Raw genomic sequence first — 20,542 nt, 5'->3', positions numbered from 1 at the left:
GTGAAAGGAGGTAATGTTAGGTTAATGGTTTAAGAGATTTTCTAAAGAAATTATCTTATAGCTTCAAGATTGTGTAGGCCAGTCACTTGACATATTACATTGGTAGGAATACCCACTTCAAGTAGATTTTTTGCCATTTCTGTTCTCCCTATTTTTTTACCCTTTTCTTTATCAATCTGTATTCTTTTAGATACTGACATAATTAATGAATAAAATTTATCACGTATTTCTTCATCCTCAATTTTATTATACTCTCTCACTAAATCTAGTACTCCATTTTCTCCTTCTCTATCCTCATTACTTCTTTCAATTTCAACATTGCCTTTTTCTATTAGTTCACTAATTTTCGGCAGTAGAGTTTGAGCGTGCGTTGATAATTTGTCTGCTGCGTTACATAGTTTTCCTATTGTCATGATATGTGTTCCTTGCTCATAGCGTCGTATTTGACCACCTGTTAAACCGACTTCATTTCCTAAATCCTCCTGAGAACGTCCTCTTGCTAGCCTCCAGTCTTTCATATTTTCCCCTGTTTTATAGGCTATAAAATTAACTATCTCTGTTTTATTATGTTTCTCAAGTTCATCTTTAGACAAGCCTGTTGTTTGGAGAATGATATCAACAGAAATACCCGCTTTAAGTAAATTCTTTGCTACTTTAATCTTTCCTGCTTTTTTACCTTCTTCTTCCCCCACCTGGATAGATTTATTTAATGCATAGGCTATCTTACATAATTCCTGGTTCCTAAATTTTTTACATTCTCTAACTAGATTTAATGTTTTTTCTACCTCACCTTTCTCTGATGCCATCGATTCAGGCAGTAGTTTTGCCATATCAATCATTAGTTCCACTACTATCATACAGAATATAATGATTGAAATCGGATTTTCCCCTCGCTCATATCTGGACATTTGCTTCTCTAATACTCCGACTTTACTTCCTAGACCTGCCTGAGTATATCTTTTCTTTTCCCTCTCATGTTTTAATTTTTTCCCTACTTCGTAGTCTGTTAACTTTGTGTCATTAGTCATGTCTCTTTAAAAGAATCTCAAGAAAAGATATACTCTTTAACCTAAGATTCTATTAAAGGAGACTTTCCTTTGCACTACCGTAAGAGAGTAAGACTTCAGTAAAAATCATATTTGATGATGTCCAAGCTGTCCTTCTCAACGTTTTCAACATTTTCGGGAATAGTTAATTTTCTTGTTCCTGCTATGTATTCAACTACCTCTAAATAATCATCATTCCATTGACCATTAAGGGCATAATGTAATGGTGTATTCCCATATTTCTTAGTGGCCTTAATTTCAGCTCCTCTCTCTATGAAATATTTTACTAAATCAATGTTAGCGTGGTAAGCAGCCCAATGTAGAGGCGTTCTGCCCTAATTGTCAGTTACATTTATATCCACGTTTCGCTTCTCCACAAGATACTCTACTACTTCACTATTATTCCAATAAGCTGCCCAATGTAGTGGTGTACTACCTAGATTATCAGTGACATTAAAATTTATTCCTTCTTCTTCTACTAGATATTCAAGGACACATGACATACCAGACTCATCGCCTATAGCTGCATAATGTGCTAGCGTACAACCATTGCTACTAATGGCATTCTTGTCGGCACCATCTTCTATAAGATTTTCTACCACATATGAGTACCCACAAAAAGCAGCTATATGCAAGGGTGTTATCCCATGTCTATTAGTTGCTTTCACGTTTGCTCCTTTTTCTACTAGATATCTAGCTGTTCTCTCACAACCACCATGAGCAGCGTGATGCAGAACAGTATTACCCTTCTTGTTTGCTGCATTTATGTTGAAGTTTTTTTCTTCCACTAGATATTGAACTATTTCTAACTTACCGTCTATAGCAGCTATATGCAGAAATGTTTCACCATTTTCTTTAGTAGCATTAATATTAGCTCCTTTTGCTATAAAATGTCTTACTATATCTAAGTTACTTGCTTCATGTAGAATGTTATCACTAACATTAGCCCCTTTCTCTACAAGATATACAGCTATATCTGTGCTACCTTTATAAGCAGCAATATACAAAGGAGTATATCCATACCTATTAACAGCATTAATACCAGCACCTTTTTCTATAAGATGTTTAACTGCTTCAAGATTACCTTCTTCCACAGCTAAATGCAAAGGCGTATTCCCTTCATCATTCTTAACATTAACATCTTTCTTATCTACTAAATACTTTTCTATGATATTACACATACCAACCTCACTAAATTAATAAAACTATTCCATTCTACAGACACAAACATTATTTTTTTATTAACTGTAAAACCCGTATAAATTCCTATATGCACTGCTTATTCTCTCTCATGAGGATACTCCTAATCGTGTTAATATCTTATATGTATTAATTAATAAACTCACTTTCTTCACTCTTCAATGGCCTCTTCTATAACAGCAGCTATTTCGTTCAGCTTCTTCACCTGATTAACCTCTGGGTTCTCACGCATTTCCTTTAGCACCTTTTGATAAAGATCTTGTCTTTTCTCATTATCGAGCAGTTTGCAGTATAGTTTTAGCTGCTCAGGGGTCTTTGATAGTAGTCGTGCTAACACTGATTCTCGGTTATTGTTATTATTACTCATGTAAAAATCCTCACTAATTAACGCTTCAATTTTTTTTAATGTTTACTACTATTTTCTTAGTAGTATTGGCATAAAGCCATCTATTTTGGCGGAAGTCAAGAAATTTTTTAAATATTTATTTGTTATTAATAATAGTAAGGATATCAATATATTAATTTCGGTAGAGCATTTCCTTCACAAACTAGGAAGAGATTTCACATCTAGTTGCTCTACATTTTCCACTTTCTCGAGCTGTGTGCTGGGCTTTAGTGCATCATACAACGCAAAACTTATACACGCTAATCCAACACTTCCCCCAATAATCGCTATGGCATACATTTTCAATATATAAGCTACAACACTACTGACTAGTAACGCCGCACCAACACTACCAGCCAAGATTGCTCGTCTTTGTTGCATTGATGGTTTTTCTTTTTTGTCTGCAGTATTTTCTTTGCTAGATCCATTATCAAAACATGCAGCAGAAGAAAGGCTGTTGGAAGCATTTGGTTCTTGTATGTCAGTTTCTGTTACAGCAGTTTCATTTTTTTCGCATATTCCAGTATTATCAAGCTTTTCTATTGAAGCAGCGATGTGCTCTATAGCTATTGTATTACTTTCATTACTATTTTCGCATGGCTCAAGATATTCATGTTCTATAGATTCTTCAAGACTACTTTTATTACTATTTTCATATGCGTCAGCCGGTGTCTCGATATTACCAATAGTATCTTGAAGCACTTTTTCACTTCTAGCTGTAGTAGTTTTGGCTGTTACAACAGTGGGCTTCTGGGTTGCTCTCCTACTAACAAGTTCTCCGGAGAATTTTAAGATTTCTTCTACAGCCTCACTATTTTTACGTGCTTCAGCATAGGTAAATGGGGTGTAAGTCATTTCCTCGCCATTTGAATGTTTTATCGTTATTCTTTTTTTGACAATCTCTTTCAAGATACCATTTTCCTCAGAGATCTTTAACACTGCTCTAATCATGTCATTGTCTCTACGTGATATAGCATCTGTAAGTATTGTATGAGTTTCTTCCCGACCATCTGAATGTTTTGTGGTTATTTCTTCATTCAGAACTTCCTTTAATAGTTTTTGTTTTTTGGCTTCTTCTAAAAGATCTTTTACAGCTTGATTATTTTTATGACTTATAGCATAATGTAGTAGTGACAATGTCTCCTCTCTACCCTGATACTCGTAAGTTATTTTCGCTAAAAGAATCGTGCTTGCGTTATAGCTGGACTTTTTGAATATTCTATTTCTAAACTTTTCGGCAACACCTTCCCCTTCTTCTATTTTTCTTGCTAGTTTTTGAATATTCTTTCTATCTTTATTTATTAATTCATATATGTCACATACTAATGTCAATTTTGACGTTTTCATAATGTTTTCCCCTATTAAGATTTATTGATTTAGTGGTAGTAGTTGCAGTTGCTCACCCCATAAAGTTGGTGCTTTCTTTCAATCAAAGGTATTCTACTGTTTTAAATTCCATGTAAAGATTTAGCTTATCTTTTACATCTAAACAGCATTAACACGATTTGGCTTTTTGTAGATGAGTAATTCTCTAGGAATTATCCTATTGAATTCTATGATATTATTTTTTGTAACATTGTCTAAAGTGCCCAGACACTGGGATCCAGGAATTTTATTAAGTTGGTAAGCATAAAAGTAGCCATTTTATGTAAAAATACAACATTTTGATGATTATGAAAAGGCTAGATTCCAGTGTCAAGCACTGGAATGACACCATTCGCTGTACAGTTTACCTTTAAAAATGAATGTTCGTACAGCTATGGAATAAATCGCGGTATAGCTATAGATAGTATCAGCTGTTTAATAAAAAGATCGTAGCTAAACCAAGAAACATAAGAGCTGAGAGAATATCAGTTGTTGCCGATGTTAGGATTGAAGAAGAAACTGCAGGGTCAGACTTTAAACGGTGAAGCATTATAGGAATGAAAGTTCCGATGAACGTTGCAATAATTGACATCATAATCATGGAGACCACAAAAATCATCTCCACTTTGAAATTGTGAAATCTTATTGCTAATACTACGAGTGAAATGGTAGATAAAATTACCCCGTTTATAAGACCTATTAAAAATTCTTTCATCAGTACTCTTTTTGCATTTTGCTCAGTTAGATATTTTGTTGCGATTGCCCGGATGGTTAGCGTTACTGTTTGGGATCCTGCATTTCCGCTCATTGATGCAATTATCGGCATGATTATTGGCAGTACTATAAAACTTTTTATTACATCATCGAAAAAGCCAACTACTATGGAACACATTGTTGCAGCTAAGAGGTTAAACAGTAACCAAGGTAGCCTTTTAATTATAGTTTTATGTATAGGGGCATTTATATCGGCTTTAGAAGATACACCGCTTATTTTGAGTACATCCTCTTCTGTTTCTTGTTGAACAACTTTTATCACATCTTCAATTAAGATCACACCAATAATTTTACCATTCTTATTTACTACCGGAGCCGATAATAGAGAGTAATCTTTAAATATTCTTGCTACTTCCTCTTGGTCTACTCCAGTTTTAATGATTTTTATGTCATGATCCATTATCTCTTTTATTATTGTGTCTCCTGAGTGAGATATTACCTTATTTAAATTAACACTGCCTATAGGCTCTAATTTTGAGTTGATAATGAATATCTGGTGAAATCTTTCTGGTATTTTTTTATAGTTGCGCAAGAATTCCATTAGCTGATTTATCGTCCAATAATATGGAGCTATAACCATATTTTTATGTATCAACCTTCCTGCACTTTCTTCTGGGTATGATAACAACTCCTCTACTAATTTTTGAGTTGCATTGGGTAAGTAGTTAAGTATGTTTTCTATAGACTTTCTATCCAAATCTTTCACTATGGTTACTATATCTTCTACATCAAGGAGCATTAGTAACTTTGCTGTATTTTCTATTCCCAATGTTTCTATGATCTCTCTTTGTAAATCTGGCACTACATGCACTAGGGCATCACTTAACAAATGTTGATCGAGGATATTAACTAATTTCTCCCTGTGATCACTGATTGAAGTAGATAAAAAATAAGCTAACTGAACGCTATCTATCGTTTTTACAATATTACAAACATTTTCTAGCTCCTCGTTATCAAGTGACTCTATTAAGTCATCAATAGCCTTTTTGTCTAAACCATAATGAGAACTTATTTTAATATTCATTACTTTACCTTATTTTTTAATAAATATACACACTTGATTTCCTTAAACATTAAAGTATAATGAAATTATTTTGAATTAACTATCATATGGTTAAATTTCTATTTTGTTTGCTGTTATTGTTAGTAATAGTAAATATATTAAAATCTAAAGTATAATGAAAACTTATTCAGAAATTTTCGAATACTTTCAAGGCTTAAATAAAAGTATTTCTCTTATCAGGAGGTGTCTTTGACATAGAAAAATTAAAGTTGCGTCTTGAAGAGCTGGATTCCCAAGCGTCGAATGATAATCTGTGGCAAGACAATCAAAAGGCACAAGAAATTTTAAAAGAACGTTCTAAAATTAAGCATGACGTAGAGTTGTTTTTAAAGTTGGAAAGCGATTACAACGATGCCATTAGCTTAATGAAGTCTGCTATTGATGAGAATGATGAAGAATTTTTCTCTGAAGTTGAAAGTGAATTAGCTAAGCTAGAGAAATTAATCAAACTTAAAGAGACAGAATCCTTATTTACTGGTGAAGCAGATAACAATAACTGCTTTTTAGAAATCCACTCAGGAGCTGGTGGAACAGAGAGCAATGATTGGGCTGAAATGCTGATGCGCATGTATGTAAGATGGGCAGAAATTTATCACAACTTTAAAGTTGAAGTTGTAGAAAAATTAGAAGGAGAGTCGGTTGGTATAAAGTCTGCAATGATAAAAATCGTTGGAGAAAAAGCTTATGGGTGGGCAAAAAGTGAAAGTGGAATTCACAGGCTGGTTAGAATATCGCCGTTTGATGCAAATGGTAAACGTCATACCAGTTTTGCAAGTGTAGGAGTAACTCCAGTGATAGAAGATTCAATTGATATTGCTGTGGATGAAAAGGATCTAAAGATCGACACCTACCGTGCTTCCGGAGCAGGCGGTCAGCACGTGAACAAGACTGAAAGTGCGGTACGCATTACGCATATTCCAACTGGTGTTGTAGTTCAATGCCAAAATGGTCGTTCTCAACACAGAAATAAGGATGAGGCGTTAAAATTACTTAAAGGACGTTTGTACCAAATTGAAATGGAAAAAAAAGAACAAAAGATGGCTGAAGAATATGGTAAAAAATGCGATATAGGCTGGGGCAATCAGATCAGATCGTACGTTATGCATCCATATCAAATGGTGAAGGATTTAAGAACTGGACATGAAGTGGGTAATATAAATTCTGTTTTTGATGGTAATATAGATTGTTTCATAGTTAGTGTGCTTACTAAGCAAAATTAGGTAGGGTTAACTTTCTTGTCATAATATATGATAATTAAAATATTGTTAAAGTAGGAGTAAAGTTATGACAATTGAACACGAGCAGTGGGAAAGAATGCTAAGTGCAATTGATGCTGACAAAAATTTAAGTAAAGATAACGTAATTGGGAAGATAAAAGAGAAATTATCACAATATTCAGATGAATATAAAGAGTGGGAAGGAGCTGGTTTTGGTGTAAACCACTTATTTGCAGTAGAATATGGATTATTGCATTTAGCTATCCACAATAATTTAGAAAATGTGGTGAATGCTCTATTGGGAGTAGAAGGAATCAATGCTAATGCAAAAAATGGATATGGAGACACTCCTTTATGTAAGGCTGCTCGCCGTGGCTGCACTAAAACAATAAGAGCTCTAATAGACAACGGAGCAGATGTTAATGAAAAAGATAATCATGAATGTACTCCTTTGCATTTGGCTTGTGAAAATGGTCAAACAGAAGTAGTAAATCTCCTATTGAAAAGAGAAGATATAGATGTTAATGCAATAAGTAAAGATGGGTATACTCCTTTACATTTGGCTACTGAAAAAGGTTACATAGAGATAGTAAAAACTCTAATAGAAGGAGAAGGAGATGTCAAAGCGGTAGATAAATATAGGAATACTCCTTTACATTTGGCTGCTAAAAAAGGTCGCATAGAGATAGTAAAAACTCTAATAGAAGCAGGAGCAAATGTTGATGCAATAGATAGAGATGGACGCACTTCCTTACATTTGGCTATTCAATATGGTTGTAAAGAAACAGTAAAAACTCTAATAGGAGCAGGAGCAAATGTTAATGCAGCAGATGAAGATAAACGCACTCCCTTGCATATAGCTACTCAATTTTGCCGTAAAGAGATAGTAAAAATTCTAGTAGAAGCAAGAGCAAATGTTAATGCAGCAGATAAATATGGATGTACTCCTTTACATTTTGCTGAAGATGCAGAGACAGTAAAAACTCTAATAGGAGCGGGAGCAAAGGTTAACGCATTAGATAAAGATAAACGCACTCCCTTGCATAATGCCAAGAATGAAGAGACAGCAAAAGCTCTAATAGGAGCAGGAGCAAAGGTTAATGCAGTAGATAAAGATAAATGCACTCCCTTACATATGGCTGCTCGACGTGGTTGCAAAGAGGTAATTGAGACTTTAATAGGCAAAAGAGCAGATCTTTTGTCAAAGAATAATGATAATAAAATTCCGAGCGATTTTGACAAAAATCATTATATAGTTCGGCATGTGAATTTTCTTTTATCTGAAGAAAGAATGAAACGACATGACCAACAGGGTAAAATATCTCTTGTTGCTTTCAGTTTAACAATATTGTTTGGTACTGCTATAACGATAACACTTTTTGCAATTGGAACAATTACAGCTGGGCTATATCCTGTAATAGGAGCAGTAGTTACAGTTGTAGCAGCAGCATTAGCGGTAGCTTATACTACAGTTAGAATGTTAGAACCTAGTACTAAAATGGATGAAACGAAAGAAGCGCAAAACGTAAATGGGAATGTGCAGGAAGTATTTCCTTAATATAATTCCAATTGTGGGATCTCTTATTCCATTTTATCAACAGTTTGTTTTGCAGTATCAAACAATTTTAATCCTATAATCCCGAATGTAACTAAAATAAAGCATATTACTTCGAATAAATTAACTGGTTCATTAAATAGGTAAACTCCAAGTATCGAAGCTCCTATAGCACCTACTCTAGTCCAAATTGCATAGCATACTCCGATAGGTATAGAACGTATAGCGAGCAAAAGTAAATACGTACTAAGAGCCATGGAGAGTATGCTAATTATTGATGGTACGAGATGAGTAAATCCACAACTATGCTTAAGTGTTATGACCCAGAACACTTCAATTAGTGACGATAAGAGTAAATATATCCAATTCATGCATAAATTTTTAGGTTTAAATAGAGAGCTTTAGCCCTATGGTTCCTATTACAATTAAAATGATACATAAAACTTGAGATAAATTAATATTCTCTGTGAAAGCGGTTGCACCAATTATAGTTATTCCAATTGTGCATATTCCAGAGGAAACTGCATAGCATACTCTAATAGGTAGAAAGCATGCTGCAAGAGATAAAAAGTAAATGCTAATGATCATAATTACCAATGTTGCAATCGAAGGCACAACTTTAGTAAAACTGTTACTAAACTTTAACGTTACAGCCCACAGTATCTCTAGGATACTAGACAGCAACAAATATAACCAGCACATTTTCGTAACATTTCAATCTTGTATTGTAACAGAAATTGTTAGTTAAAACTACACTAAAGTGCAATAGATCTCTCTTTCGAAATTGCTTTGAAAGCCAATATATTAAACTTAAAATAACATTCTAAAAAACTTTTCTACGAAATTCAATTCCTGTACGTCATTTGCTGCATAAAGAGGCGTAGTTTGTTGCTCAACACCTGGTATTTCTACAAAAACTTTGCCCACTTCTTGACCTTTTTTAATGGGTGCAGGTATCATATCTTTATATTCAATACGCACCTTAATTTGGTCATGCAATTTGCGGTTGTAAGTTATGGTAACATCGTTTGCAACTGTAATAGGCACTTTTTTATCTTTTCCATAGAGAACATTTACTTCCTCAACTACACTGTCTTTAGCAAATATTTTCTTAGTATTAAAATGTTTTAAGGAGTATTGTATCAGTCTTTTTGCTTCTTCTATTCGCTCTTTCTCAGTGTTTAAACCATTTACGACAGCAAAAATTCTCCTATCATTTCGTTTTGCAGATGCTACAATGCCATAACCACCAGCATTTGTATAACCGGTTTTTAAACCGTCAACCCCAATGTCGTGAAAAAGTAGAAGATTTTTATTCTTTTGTGCAATTTCGTTATATGTCAAATATTGTTCAGAAAATAAATCGTAATATTCAGGAAAATCAGTGAAAATCCTTTTTGCCAGCATTACCAAGTCTTTTGCGCTCATAAAATGATCTCCATCTGGCCACCCGCTTGAGTTGACAAAATGACTGTCATTCAGGTTCAAATTTTGTGCAACCTCATTCATTTCAGCCACAAAATTCTCTTCTGATCCTGCAATACCCTCGGCTAGTGTTATGCAGGCATCATTACCTGAGACTATTGTAATTCCTTCGAGTAATTCCCTCACCGTAACGGATTGACCTTCTTTCAAAAACATAGAAGAGCCTTTTCTTTCCCACGCTTTTCTGCTTACTCGAAATTTATCCTCCATGTGTATTATTCCAGCTTTTAGATAATCGAAGGCTATATATAAAGTCATTAGCTTGCTCATTGAAGATGGGGCCATTTTTTCATCAGAATTATGGTCAAAAATGAATGAATCTGAAGCTAAATCTAAGACTACTGCTTGCTTTGCTTTGGTTCTAAACTGGTATGAGTATGAAGAAAAAGGAAGTATAAAAACTAATAGCAAAATTACCAATCTGCTTAACATATCTATAATTTTAAATTTACAGTGCACTAATTAATAGTATAATTTTACAGGGGCATTTCAATAGATCTCTTGCATAAAACTTGCTTGACAAACTCCGCCAGCCCCCTTATTATGATAGTGAAGGTATTCAGTTATCTTCATCTGTGCAGATTAAACAGCAAGAAAACAACGTAGTTGGCGTCTTATTTTTAATTTTTTGCACTATGTGCACCTTATGTCTTCACAACATTTCTGGGTTTTTACCTATATAAGCTGAAACGCGCTTATAAGTCGTTTAAGACAGTATAGTACGCCAATTTGCAGGATTAGAGAGTGACAACTAGCTAACACGGGGTTTCTTTTGCCTTTTTTTCTGCTTAGTAAATTTCTTAAACATTTAAACAAAGGTGAGTTGCATTTAAAAGCAGCTAAATTGCAGTGTTTAAGACTTAAAAAACGCCAATACTGAAAGTAGACAATGACTAGGGCTTCTTTTGCCTTTTTTTTCGTTTGGTAAATTTCTTAAATATTTATGGCTAAACGACAACCGTCATCCCGCTACGTGTTAGCGGGATCTCTTGTTAGCGGCTGAGATACCGCGAATGAATCGCGGTATGACGGTTAAGTATCCCGCTACGTGTTAGCGGCTAAGAGATACCGCGGCGGTATGACGGTGTAGATAGTAATTCGTCATCCCGCTACGTGTTAGCGGGATCTATGCTAAGAGATACCGCGGCGGTATGACGGTGTAGATAGTAATTCGTCATCCCGCTACGTGTTAGCGGGATCTATGCTAAGAGATACCGCGGCGGTATGACGGTCTGCGGCGATATGACGGTTCGCGGTGGCATGACGATAACTTCGTCATCCCGCTACGTGTTAGCGGGATCTATGCTAAGAGATACCGCGGCGGTATGACGGTCTGCGGCGATATGACGGTTCGCGGTGGCATGACGATAACTTCGTCATCCCGCTGCTTGTTAGCGGGATCTAGAGATACCGCGGCGGTATGACGGTCTGCGGCGATATGACGTTTCGCGGTGGCATGACGATAACTTCGTCATCCCGCTGCTTGTTAGCGGGATCTAGAGATACCGCGGCGGTATGACGGTCTGCGGCGATATGACGGTTCGCGGTGGCATGACGATAACTTCGTCATCCCGCTACTTGTTAGCGGGATCTGCTGAGATACCGCGAATGAATTGCGGTATGACGTAGAGCTCGCGTCAGCTACTTTGATGACACAATTTACTGTCTTTAAAAATGAATGTTCTTACAATTGTGCGTCATGCGCTTTATTAAATATTTTACTTAAAAATCTAACTTCTTATTATACAAGAGATAAGCAATTCACTAATGATGAAAAATTACGAAAAGGGGCATAAAAAGCGCCTAAGAGAGAAAATTATTTTAGATAATGGACAATCATTACTTGATTATGAAGTTTTAGAGCACATTTTATATTCAGCATACAGTAGAATTGATGTAAAGCCGATAGCAAAGAGTTTGATAGAAAATTTTGGCAGTTTGAATAAAGTTTTTAATGCTGACCTGGAAGCACTGCAAAATGTTGATGGTGTCAGCAATGCAGCAATATCTGCCATCTTTTGTGTGAAACAAGCCTTTGTTCGTTCTGCAAGAGAAGAAATAAAAGACCTGCCTATAATCGATAACTGGGAAAAATTGCTTGATTATTTAAGAATAAGCATAGGAAGCCTCAATAAGGAAAATTTTCGCGTCATCTATATGAATAAAAAGTATCGTCTAATAGCGGAAGACCTGCAAAACGTTGGTACAGTAGATCAAACTCCTCTTTATGTCAGAGAGATCATCAAGCGCGCACTTTTGATTGGTTCAACATCCATTGTAATATCTCACAATCATCCAAGCGGAGATACACAACCTTCAAATAGCGATATATCTCTCACTAGGCAACTAGCAGAAGCTTGCCAAAGTATAGGAATAGAATTAATAGACCACATTATTATTACATTCAGTAGCTATTTTAGTTTCAAGGAAAATAGGTTGTTGTGAAAGCTTTTATAGCTACAGTAACTTAGATTTACCGACAATCGTCATTCCGCTACGTGTTAGCGGCGCGGCGGGATGACGGTAAGTTTTATTGTGGCACGATGGTGTAGTATAATGTTGGTAAACCTCAGTTACTTTAGCTATAAACGATTAAGATGAAGTTATCATATATCTATATACTTACAAATAAAGCTAATAGCACATTATATATTGGTGTAACTGCAAATTTGATCAAGAGGATTTGGAAACACAAAAACAAAATTGTTTCAGGTTTTACATCAAGATATAATGTAAATAAACTTGTATATTTTGAAGAGTTTGAAGATATAAGTTTAGCTATTGCAAGAGAAAGGCGCCTGAAAGAATGGCCAAGGCAGTGGAAAATTAATTTGATCAATCAAAAGAATCCTAGCTGGGTTGACTTATATTACTTAGCTTTAAGATAGCTATGCTGAGATCCCGCTAACACGTAGCGGGATGACGAGAAAGGAGCAGCAGGATAACGGTTAAGTAATTCGTCATTCCGCTACGTGTTAGCTGATGAGATACCGCGAATGAATCGCGGTATGACGGTTTGCGGTGGTATGACAGTTAAGTAATTCGTCATCCCGCTACTTGTTAGCGGGATCTATCCGCAGCGGTATGACGTAGGACTGCTGTCATCCCGCTGCTTGTTAGCGGATGAGATACCGCGAATGAATCGCGGTATGACGGTTCGTGGTGGCATGACGAGAAAGGAGTGGCGGTATGACGGTTCGCGGCGGCATGACGATAAGCCTCGTCATCCCGCTGCTTGTTAGCTGATGAGATACCGCGAATGAATCGCGGTATGACGGTTCGTGGTGGCATGACGAGAAAGGAGTGGTGGCATGACGGTTCGCGGCGGCATGACAGTTAATTAATTCGTCATCCCGCTACTTGTTAGCGGGATCTATCCGCAGCGGTATGACGTAGGACTGCTGTCATCCCGCTGCTTGTTAGCGGATGAGATACCGCGAATGAATCGCGGTATGACGGTTAAGTAAGGGATCTATGCTAAGAGATACCGCGGGGTATGACGTAGTAGCTATTTCTTGTAATCAAGTTTCGTTAAAGGTCAGATTGAATGGTTAAATCTTCCACCCAAATAACCACACACTCTACTTGCTTGTTTGGATATATTTCTTGTACTAAGGTTTTATAGGTCAGCATTTGCTTTTTTATTTCATTTAATAAGGAAACAGAAACGTTACGGTGTGATTTGTAGTCAATTATGATCGCTTTATCTTGCGTTATGCATAGCCTATCTAGTCGTACTAATACTGGTTCGCCATCGATTATTCCACTCAGTGTAATCTCTGATTTGCCTTCTAAGTCAAACAAATAGCCATATTTTTCATTAAAGGCCAATATTTTACTGTAAATTTCATCCTTATCTTCACTGGTGTTTATATTGTCAAGATATTTTCTGACCCAGTTTTTTCTCCTTTCTTTTTCTATCTTGGGCATATATTGTAATATGCTGTGGATTATTAAGCCTCTTGTATAACCATCTGTCATCCAAGTAGCTGATGCTGATTTTCCTTCTTTTTTACTGGATCCCAGTGTCAAGCACTGGGATGACAGGGGAGGACGCTGGGATGACAAGGAAGGATGTTGGAATGACGAAAGAGGGCGCTGGAATGACATTGATAGGTTTGGCGGAAGGGAAATGACTGGAACGTCAAAATAATCACGTTTTTTATAAATGTAAGGGTAGTTTGCGTTCACACATAGCACTTCAACTTTTTCTTTAAATATTGGCTGTAAGTATGCTTGTTTCTTTTCATATCGTTCTCCATACTGAGTGATTAGATCATACCAAGAGCCCTTTTGCACTGGCTCTTTACTTAAGATGTATAACTCATCTTCAGCACGTGTGAGTGCTACGTATAATAAACGCAAATATTCGTTATAATCCTCTAGTTTTTTCTCTCTTTTTACTTGATCACAATAAGCGTTATTGTTTTTTCCACACCAAAATGGCACTTCCGTTCCATCAAAGATAATGCTTTCACTGTTTCTTGGCACTGTGTTTGTATCAACCAAAAATACTATGGGAGCTTGCAGACCTTTTGATTTGTGAATTGTCATTATTCGCACAGCATTGCGTTCTGATTGCATATCATTCTTAATCTCCGGGTTATTCTCCTTGATCCACTGAACAAACGCTTGAAGAGATGGGTTTTCAAATTGCAACACAAGGTTCATAAATTCGTCTAGAACCTCGAAGCACTCAAGACCTAGCCTTGCAGCAAATTTCTTCTTACCTGTACGCAATATATGTGTAAATAGTGCAAGAGGAGACTCTATGCGAGATAAGTTAATGAGATAGTTTAATTCACTATAGATAACCACAGAATAATCCCGAATTCTTTCCCATAGTGAATGCTCTTTACGGTCATATGCAATGTTAAATAAATCATCCTCGGTAAAATTGAATAACGGTGATTTTAAAGCATTTGCAAGAGCTAAATCATTTGCCTGGAGGAGTAAAAATTCGGCCAAAGCTATTAAGTCCTGCACGGCTATATAGTCCATAATTCTAAAATAATCTCGGCCTACAACTGGCACGTTTGCTTTTTTAAGTTCGCTTATTATGTAATCAACTAACACGTTTCGTTGCCGTACCAGAATCACAATGTCCCTTGGCTCTATATGGCGATCTTTAGCGACTAAAATCCGCCCTTCGTTTAACCAATTGTGAATTCTGTTGGCTATTGTTTGAGCAAGTAATCGATCTGTTATTATATAATTTTCCCTGCATGTCAGAGGAATTTGTAAAGCTCGCTGTTCTTTCTCTTTACACTTTGGTAACGCTGGCCAAATTTCAATATATCCTTGGTCATTCTCTCTATGTGGAACATGTTTTATTTCATTATCAACAAAAGATATTTCTGCGCGGAAGTTATTAAATATTCTATCTACAAGCATTAAAACTTCTGGAGTTGAACGAAATGACTTTTCAAGTTGGCATGATATCCAATCTCTGCCACCAGTTTTCGTATGAAAGTATTGTTGCATGTAGTTGAATAGATGGGGATTTGCTCCTTGAAATCTGTATATGGATTGTTTTACGTCACCAACTACAAATAAGGTTCGCTTTTCATCATTACCGGCAAAAAATTCATCGCAGAGATTTGTTATAATTTTCCATTGGCTGATGCTATTGTCTTGTGCCTCGTCAACAAGGATGTGATCTATTTTTTGATCCAAGTTAAACAATATCCAATCTTTGTAGTTTGGATTGCTGAGAAGATTTGTTGCTAAGCCAATTATATCATTGTAGTCAAGCAGTGCGTTTTTTGATTTTTCGCTACTGTATAGATCAACATATACTTTAAATATACCAAGTAAGCTACTGGTTCTATTGAATATTTGATAAGAGTTCATGTCTTTTATATGAGTAAACACTACATTCTGAACGCTCTCTATTATTTGCTCTGCATCTCTAAATTTTTCCAAAGTACTTTTTGTTGCAATGGATAATATGCTCTTTTTTTCGTGCGATTCTGATTTGAGAAATACCTTGGCTAGGTTTTCTATTTTGGTGTCATTCCAGCGCGTGACGCTGGAATCTACACTTCTTTTCTTCTGGATCCCAGTGTCAAGCACTGGGATGACAGTAGAATAAAGTATTTCACTATAACTCTGATCTCTTTTACTGCCTTCACTTAATATCTCGGCTAATCTTTTTATGTGCTCAGTCGTTTCACTCTGTAAGTCATGAATTTCATCTGGAGCACTGAGTTTATCTTTGATATATTCTGAATCATTTTCTGATATCGATCTTTTTATACATAAAGTATAAAGCAAATCGCGTAGCTTATTTTCATCAAATTCAGCCGCAATAAGATTGATATCATCCTGCACAGTTTCGTTATGAAGCACTTTATTGAATATGATGGAATGTAATTCTTTACATTCACTCAGCGTACAATTTGGGGCGATGCCAGCTTCTATGGGAAAGTTGGAAATTAGTTTGTAACAGAAAGCGTGTATGGTTTGTATAGTTAGACCAAGATTTTCCAATTCAGAGAAAAGCCTTCTTGCTCTTGTTAAATAATCTTTATTTTTTCTGGATCCCAGTGTCACGCACTGGGATGACAAATAGGGGTGCTGGGATGACGTCGAAGGGTGAGCTACTGGATTTTCACTTAAATCGTGATTATGTGGTGCTATCACCTCAGCATCATTCTCCGTTATTTCTGCGTCATCCCCTGTCATCCAAGTAGCTGACACTGGGATCCAGGTTTCTTTTTTTCTGATTTGCAATAGGTCTAGTTGTTCCAGATCCATTATTAATTCACTTTCTGAGCATATTGCCCACTTACTGAGTATGCTGTGAATGCGATTCTCCATCTCGTTTGCTGCAGCGTTGGTGAACGTTAAGCAGAGAATATTTCTTTTGTTTTCTAATAAAAGTCTCAATACTCTGTCTATTAAGATTTTTGTTTTGCCTGTACCAGCGGACGCATTTACCCATACAGAGAAATTGGGATTTATGGCATTTGATCTCATCAGAAGTGCGAAAACCTTATAGAAGTTGACTAAAATAGCATTATACATATAATGTAAAAATAATCTTAGTGAAGATATATAATGAAAAGTTTTTGTGTAAAGGCGCCTGCAAAAATCAATCTTTTTTTGCATGTTGTAGACAAAAAAGAAACAGGGTATCACTTGATTGAAGGTTTATTTGTCTTTGCTAATCTCTCTAATTTTTTGGAAATAAAAGTAGGTGAGAAGGATTCTAGATACGATAACTCTACAGTTGAATTTGTAAATTCCGAACTTAGAATTAATAACAGGTACAACACCGTAATGAGAGCAGTTAATCTATTGCTTAGATATGCTCCTGCGCGAACTAAAGTCATTGTAAAGGTTGTGAAAAATATACCAATTGCTGCGGGTTTGGGCAGTGGCTCCTCAGATGCTGGAGCTGTGGTACGCATACTAGGGAAGCTGTGGAAGATTGATAGGACGATTTTAAATGAAATAGCTTTAAGCGTTGGTGCTGATGTTCCTGCGAGTATAGATAGCAAGCCAGTTTTTGTTAGAGGTATTGGTGAAGAGTTGTGTCCCATAAAAAAATTCTCTCTACCCACAAATATAGTACTGGTGAAGGCGAAAAAAAAGTTTTTGAGCACACTAGAGGTATTTTCCAAACATGAAGGAGAATTTTCTGAGCCAATTAAATGGAGCGATGACGCTGAAAAGGATTTGTTGAAGTTTCTTAAAGAGACGAGAAACGATCTTCAAGAAATAGCAATAAGCCTTGTACCTGAAATTCAGGATGTGATATCAACACTTGAGTCACAAGAAGGCTCTATACTTTCTCGCATGTCAGGCAGTGGTGTATCATGCTTTGGAATATTCGATAGTGAGGAAAATGCAAAAGCTGCTGCAGTTAATATCAGAGAAAAGCAACCAGAATGGTGGGTATGTGACACTCAATTAATAGTTTGACTTTATGCCCTTAATTTCCGAGAATAAAAATCTTATAAATGGTTACAGGGAAGGAAAATTTTTGGTGAATAATAGAGAATATTGCGGCTCAATTATAGTTTTTCCTGAAAAGGTGATTAAATTGAAAGAAAGTGATATAAATAGCAAGGAACATTTTAAATCTTTTTTAACAGAGGAAATAGAAATTTTGATAATAGGTACTGGTAAAACACGCAATATACCAAGTTCTTCAGTGAAGTCCTATCTTATGGAACAAAAAGGTTTAAATTTTGAATTTATGACAACCGGTGCAGCATGCAGAACCCATAACGTTTTAATATCCGAAGATAGATTTGTTGTCAGTTATCTAATAGCCATATAGCATGCTTGAAATGTTTACCCAGGACTTTTTCATCAATAGTCTAGTTGCAGTAGTCGTAATTAGCCTAGTAACAGGCGCTTTAGGATCGTTTATGATATGGCAAAGGTTATCTTATCTTGGTGATAGTTTGTCCCATTCTTCGTTGCTTGGTGTTGCACTTGCTTTAATCTTTAAGATTAGCCCATCGCTTAGCATAATGCTCATTGCAATTACATTTGCTATACTACTTTCTCTTGATTTTAACAGATTATATTCTGCTGATACGATATTGAACATCGTTACCAATGTAGTTTTATCATCGAGTTTAATACTTATGTCTTTTCTTCCATCGGGCAATAATAGTATTATTAGCTCACTGTTTGGTGATATATTAACGCTCGATCAAAGTGATATAATATTGATTTTTTTAATCTCTGTAATAGTTACTTTGATATTAATATTTAGATGGCGTTATTGGTTAATGATTTCAATTAATCAAGATTTAGCAGTAGTTGAGAAGATTAATGTTAATTTTGTTAGACTAGAATTTTTAATCACTCTTGCTATATTTATAGCAATTGCTGCCCAATTAATAGGAATATTACTCATTGCTGCATTTTTGCTAATACCAGCAGCATCTGCAAGGCTCATTTCGAAAACTCCAATGCAGATGATTATTGTTGCAACAGTTTTTTCTGTGATTTCTGGGATATCAGGTCTGATGTTATCTGCAAGTTTTGATTTGTTAACTGGACCTGCAATTATACTTGTTGCAGCCGTATATTTAATTATCGCTTATTTTATAAGGTTAGTATTAAGCAGTTTGGCTTGATTTTAGTCTCGAATGTTAATAATTTTGTAATATACTCATTATAAAACATCACTATCTTAGCACAAAATAGTCTTTGCTATATTATTGTTTATGTGCTAATGATAAGCTGTTAATTTTATGGAGTAAGCAATATGAGCGAAGAAGGATTTTTTTCCAAATATATATCTCAACCTGTGAAAAAATTTTATAATTATATTACAGGAAAAACAGAAGAGTCGGATAATGTGCAGAGTACGGCAGATGATGTGCACAATATTGCGCAAGAAAACTCAGAGTCTTTGGATACTCATGTACAATCAAATGAGAATGATATCATATAGATGGCATGAGGGTCATACCATCCAAAGTTAAAAAATTCCTAGAGAAACCTGATGCTTTAAGTGGTGTGTTAATTCATGGAAGTGATAACAGTAGGGTTGGTTTTTATGTACAAGAAATAATTGCCAATTTGGATGAGTATTCAGTTCAGGTGATGGATTTTGCAATAGTGAATAAGTCACCCGGTTTACTGTTTTCTGAATTGGCAAACATTTCGATGTTTAACAGCAAAAAATTAATTAAGCTGATAAATGTGAGTGGAGGTATATCCAAAGAGTTAAAAAACGTATTGGATTATAACGCAAGTGGTCACTATGTAATGATGGTAGCAAGTGATCTTCCATATAATTCTGCGACTAAAAGTTATATGGAGAGTTCAAAAATTTTTGGTGTGATTGCTTGCTATAAGGACAGCAACAGCAATCTTTATGACATTATATCAAGTTACTTAAAACAAAATGATATAAAATGCACAAATGAGATAATCTACCATTTGCAATCTTACTTTAATCATAGCAAGCTGCCTATATGTTCAGAACTTGAGAAGTTAGTTTTGTACTTAGGGGAGAGAAAAGACCTAAAACTTACTGATATAGAATTATGCTTTTCAACTTCCGGCAACGACTATGCTACACTTGATGATCTATGCTCTGCCATAGCAAGTAAAGATATGTCGCGCTTCATTAGAATTTCTGATGCATTGATATCGCAAGAAAATTTTTCACCGATAGCGCTAATTCGCATTATATCAAATTATTTCCTACGCCTTGAAAACGTTTTGCTGTCAGTGCAAGGTGGAATGAGTGAGCAGGCTGCGATTGATCAGCTAAGCCCTCCATTGTTTTTTAAACAATTGCAGAGCTTTAAATCTCATTTGAAAAGTTTGCAACTTTCAGAACTTAAAAAGATTTTGGAAGAATTGATAAGCTTAGAAGTTACCTGTAAAAAAACTGATTTAGATCATAAAATGATTTTTCAGCAGGTGATTTGTCATATTACAAATACAATTACTTGCTATAGCTAACAAAAATAA

18 protein-coding genes and 1 pseudogene are annotated in these 20,542 nt (G+C 35.6%); 9 read left to right on the top strand and 10 right to left on the bottom strand.

Annotation, left to right across the window (positions count from 1 at the left end):
- Window positions 1-50: 50 nt before the first annotated feature.
- The 6 genes and pseudogenes from OOK87_RS04165 to mgtE all read right to left on the bottom strand — a co-directional run bounded on the left by OOK87_RS04165 (window position 51) and on the right by mgtE (window position 5,794).
- On the bottom strand, window positions 51-1,028 hold the full coding sequence (locus tag OOK87_RS04165; RefSeq protein ID WP_264688151.1) for a hypothetical protein: 978 nt from the start codon (window positions 1,026-1,028) through the stop codon (window positions 51-53).
- 95 nt (window positions 1,029-1,123) lie between these two features.
- Window positions 1,124-1,369: pseudogene (locus tag OOK87_RS07455) on the bottom strand (ankyrin repeat domain-containing protein); the annotation flags it as partial.
- Between the two features lie 12 nt (window positions 1,370-1,381).
- Window positions 1,382-2,227, bottom strand: coding sequence for an ankyrin repeat domain-containing protein (locus OOK87_RS04160; RefSeq protein WP_264688149.1), 846 nt, complete (start codon window positions 2,225-2,227; stop codon window positions 1,382-1,384).
- 170 nt (window positions 2,228-2,397) lie between these two features.
- Entirely contained in the window at window positions 2,398-2,613 is a 216-nt protein-coding gene (locus tag OOK87_RS04155) for a hypothetical protein (protein ID WP_264688148.1), read from the bottom strand.
- Between the two features lie 174 nt (window positions 2,614-2,787).
- The gene (locus OOK87_RS04150) at window positions 2,788-3,978 is read right to left on the bottom strand and encodes a WD_0033/WD_0034 family tandem repeat-containing protein (RefSeq protein WP_264688147.1); all 1,191 of its coding nucleotides are present in this window, start codon (window positions 3,976-3,978) and stop codon (window positions 2,788-2,790) included.
- 445 nt (window positions 3,979-4,423) lie between these two features.
- Window positions 4,424-5,794 (bottom strand): magnesium transporter, encoded by a 1,371-nt coding sequence (gene mgtE / locus OOK87_RS04145; protein WP_253308930.1) that lies wholly within the window; start codon window positions 5,792-5,794, stop codon window positions 4,424-4,426.
- A gap of 154 nt (window positions 5,795-5,948) precedes the next feature.
- On the opposite strand from mgtE, the gene prfB reads away from it, so the two are divergent.
- Window positions 5,949-7,053 (top strand): peptide chain release factor 2 gene (prfB, locus tag OOK87_RS04140; protein WP_264688146.1). Its coding sequence is split into 2 segments (ribosomal slippage): window positions 5,949-6,023 and window positions 6,025-7,053, totalling 1,104 coding nucleotides; the frame shifts between segments, so codons are not numbered across the junction.
- A gap of 64 nt (window positions 7,054-7,117) precedes the next feature.
- A complete protein-coding gene (locus OOK87_RS04135) occupies window positions 7,118-8,608 on the top strand; it encodes an ankyrin repeat domain-containing protein (protein WP_264688145.1) in 1,491 nt (496 codons plus the stop codon).
- A gap of 23 nt (window positions 8,609-8,631) precedes the next feature.
- On the opposite strand, the gene OOK87_RS04130 is transcribed toward OOK87_RS04135, so the two are convergent.
- From OOK87_RS04130 to OOK87_RS04120, 3 genes are all read right to left on the bottom strand, one after another.
- Window positions 8,632-8,976: a DMT family transporter gene (locus tag OOK87_RS04130; protein ID WP_264688144.1), complete on the bottom strand. Its 345-nt coding sequence runs from the start codon at window positions 8,974-8,976 to the stop codon at window positions 8,632-8,634.
- Between the two features lie 16 nt (window positions 8,977-8,992).
- The gene (locus tag OOK87_RS04125) at window positions 8,993-9,307 is read right to left on the bottom strand and encodes a DMT family transporter (RefSeq protein WP_064124961.1); all 315 of its coding nucleotides are present in this window, start codon (window positions 9,305-9,307) and stop codon (window positions 8,993-8,995) included.
- Between the two features lie 108 nt (window positions 9,308-9,415).
- Complete coding sequence (locus tag OOK87_RS04120) at window positions 9,416-10,522, bottom strand: D-alanyl-D-alanine carboxypeptidase family protein (RefSeq protein WP_253308928.1); 1,107 nt, start codon at window positions 10,520-10,522, stop codon at window positions 9,416-9,418.
- A 1,338-nt stretch (window positions 10,523-11,860) separates the two neighbouring features.
- On the opposite strand from OOK87_RS04120, the gene radC reads away from it, so the two are divergent.
- Both radC and OOK87_RS04110 read left to right on the top strand, forming a co-directional pair.
- Window positions 11,861-12,535 (top strand): RadC family protein, encoded by a 675-nt coding sequence (gene radC, locus OOK87_RS04115; RefSeq protein ID WP_264688484.1) that lies wholly within the window; start codon window positions 11,861-11,863, stop codon window positions 12,533-12,535.
- A 152-nt stretch (window positions 12,536-12,687) separates the two neighbouring features.
- Complete coding sequence (locus OOK87_RS04110; RefSeq protein ID WP_264688143.1) at window positions 12,688-12,978, top strand: GIY-YIG nuclease family protein; 291 nt, start codon at window positions 12,688-12,690, stop codon at window positions 12,976-12,978.
- A gap of 643 nt (window positions 12,979-13,621) precedes the next feature.
- Here OOK87_RS04110 and OOK87_RS04105 read toward each other — a convergent pair.
- Window positions 13,622-17,071, bottom strand: coding sequence for a UvrD-helicase domain-containing protein (locus OOK87_RS04105; RefSeq protein ID WP_264688142.1), 3,450 nt, complete (start codon window positions 17,069-17,071; stop codon window positions 13,622-13,624).
- Window positions 17,072-17,152: 81 nt separating this feature from the next.
- Here OOK87_RS04105 and OOK87_RS04100 point away from each other — a divergent pair, with 81 nt between their 5' ends.
- The 5 genes from OOK87_RS04100 (at window position 17,153) to holA (ending at window position 20,533) form a co-directional block, all read left to right on the top strand.
- Window positions 17,153-18,019, top strand: coding sequence for a 4-(cytidine 5'-diphospho)-2-C-methyl-D-erythritol kinase (locus OOK87_RS04100; RefSeq protein WP_264688141.1), 867 nt, complete (start codon window positions 17,153-17,155; stop codon window positions 18,017-18,019).
- A gap of 4 nt (window positions 18,020-18,023) precedes the next feature.
- A complete protein-coding gene (locus tag OOK87_RS04095; RefSeq protein ID WP_253307338.1) occupies window positions 18,024-18,380 on the top strand; it encodes an Mth938-like domain-containing protein in 357 nt (118 codons plus the stop codon).
- Between the two features lies 1 nt (window position 18,381).
- Complete coding sequence (locus tag OOK87_RS04090) at window positions 18,382-19,191, top strand: metal ABC transporter permease (RefSeq protein ID WP_264688140.1); 810 nt, start codon at window positions 18,382-18,384, stop codon at window positions 19,189-19,191.
- A gap of 131 nt (window positions 19,192-19,322) precedes the next feature.
- The gene (locus OOK87_RS04085) at window positions 19,323-19,511 is read left to right on the top strand and encodes a hypothetical protein (RefSeq protein ID WP_096618007.1); all 189 of its coding nucleotides are present in this window, start codon (window positions 19,323-19,325) and stop codon (window positions 19,509-19,511) included.
- 5 nt (window positions 19,512-19,516) lie between these two features.
- Window positions 19,517-20,533 carry a DNA polymerase III subunit delta gene (gene holA, locus OOK87_RS04080; RefSeq protein WP_264688139.1) on the top strand — a complete coding sequence of 339 codons (1,017 nt, stop codon included), beginning with the start codon at window positions 19,517-19,519 and terminating at the stop codon, window positions 20,531-20,533.
- Window positions 20,534-20,542: the final 9 nt, after the last annotated feature.

Origin of the sequence: Wolbachia endosymbiont (group A) of Sympetrum striolatum (genome assembly GCF_947250715.1) — a bacterium.
Classification (GTDB): Bacteria; Pseudomonadota; Alphaproteobacteria; order Rickettsiales; family Anaplasmataceae; genus Wolbachia.
Note: the sequence above shows the minus strand (reverse complement) of the source record. Positions and strands in the feature narration are given on the sequence as shown.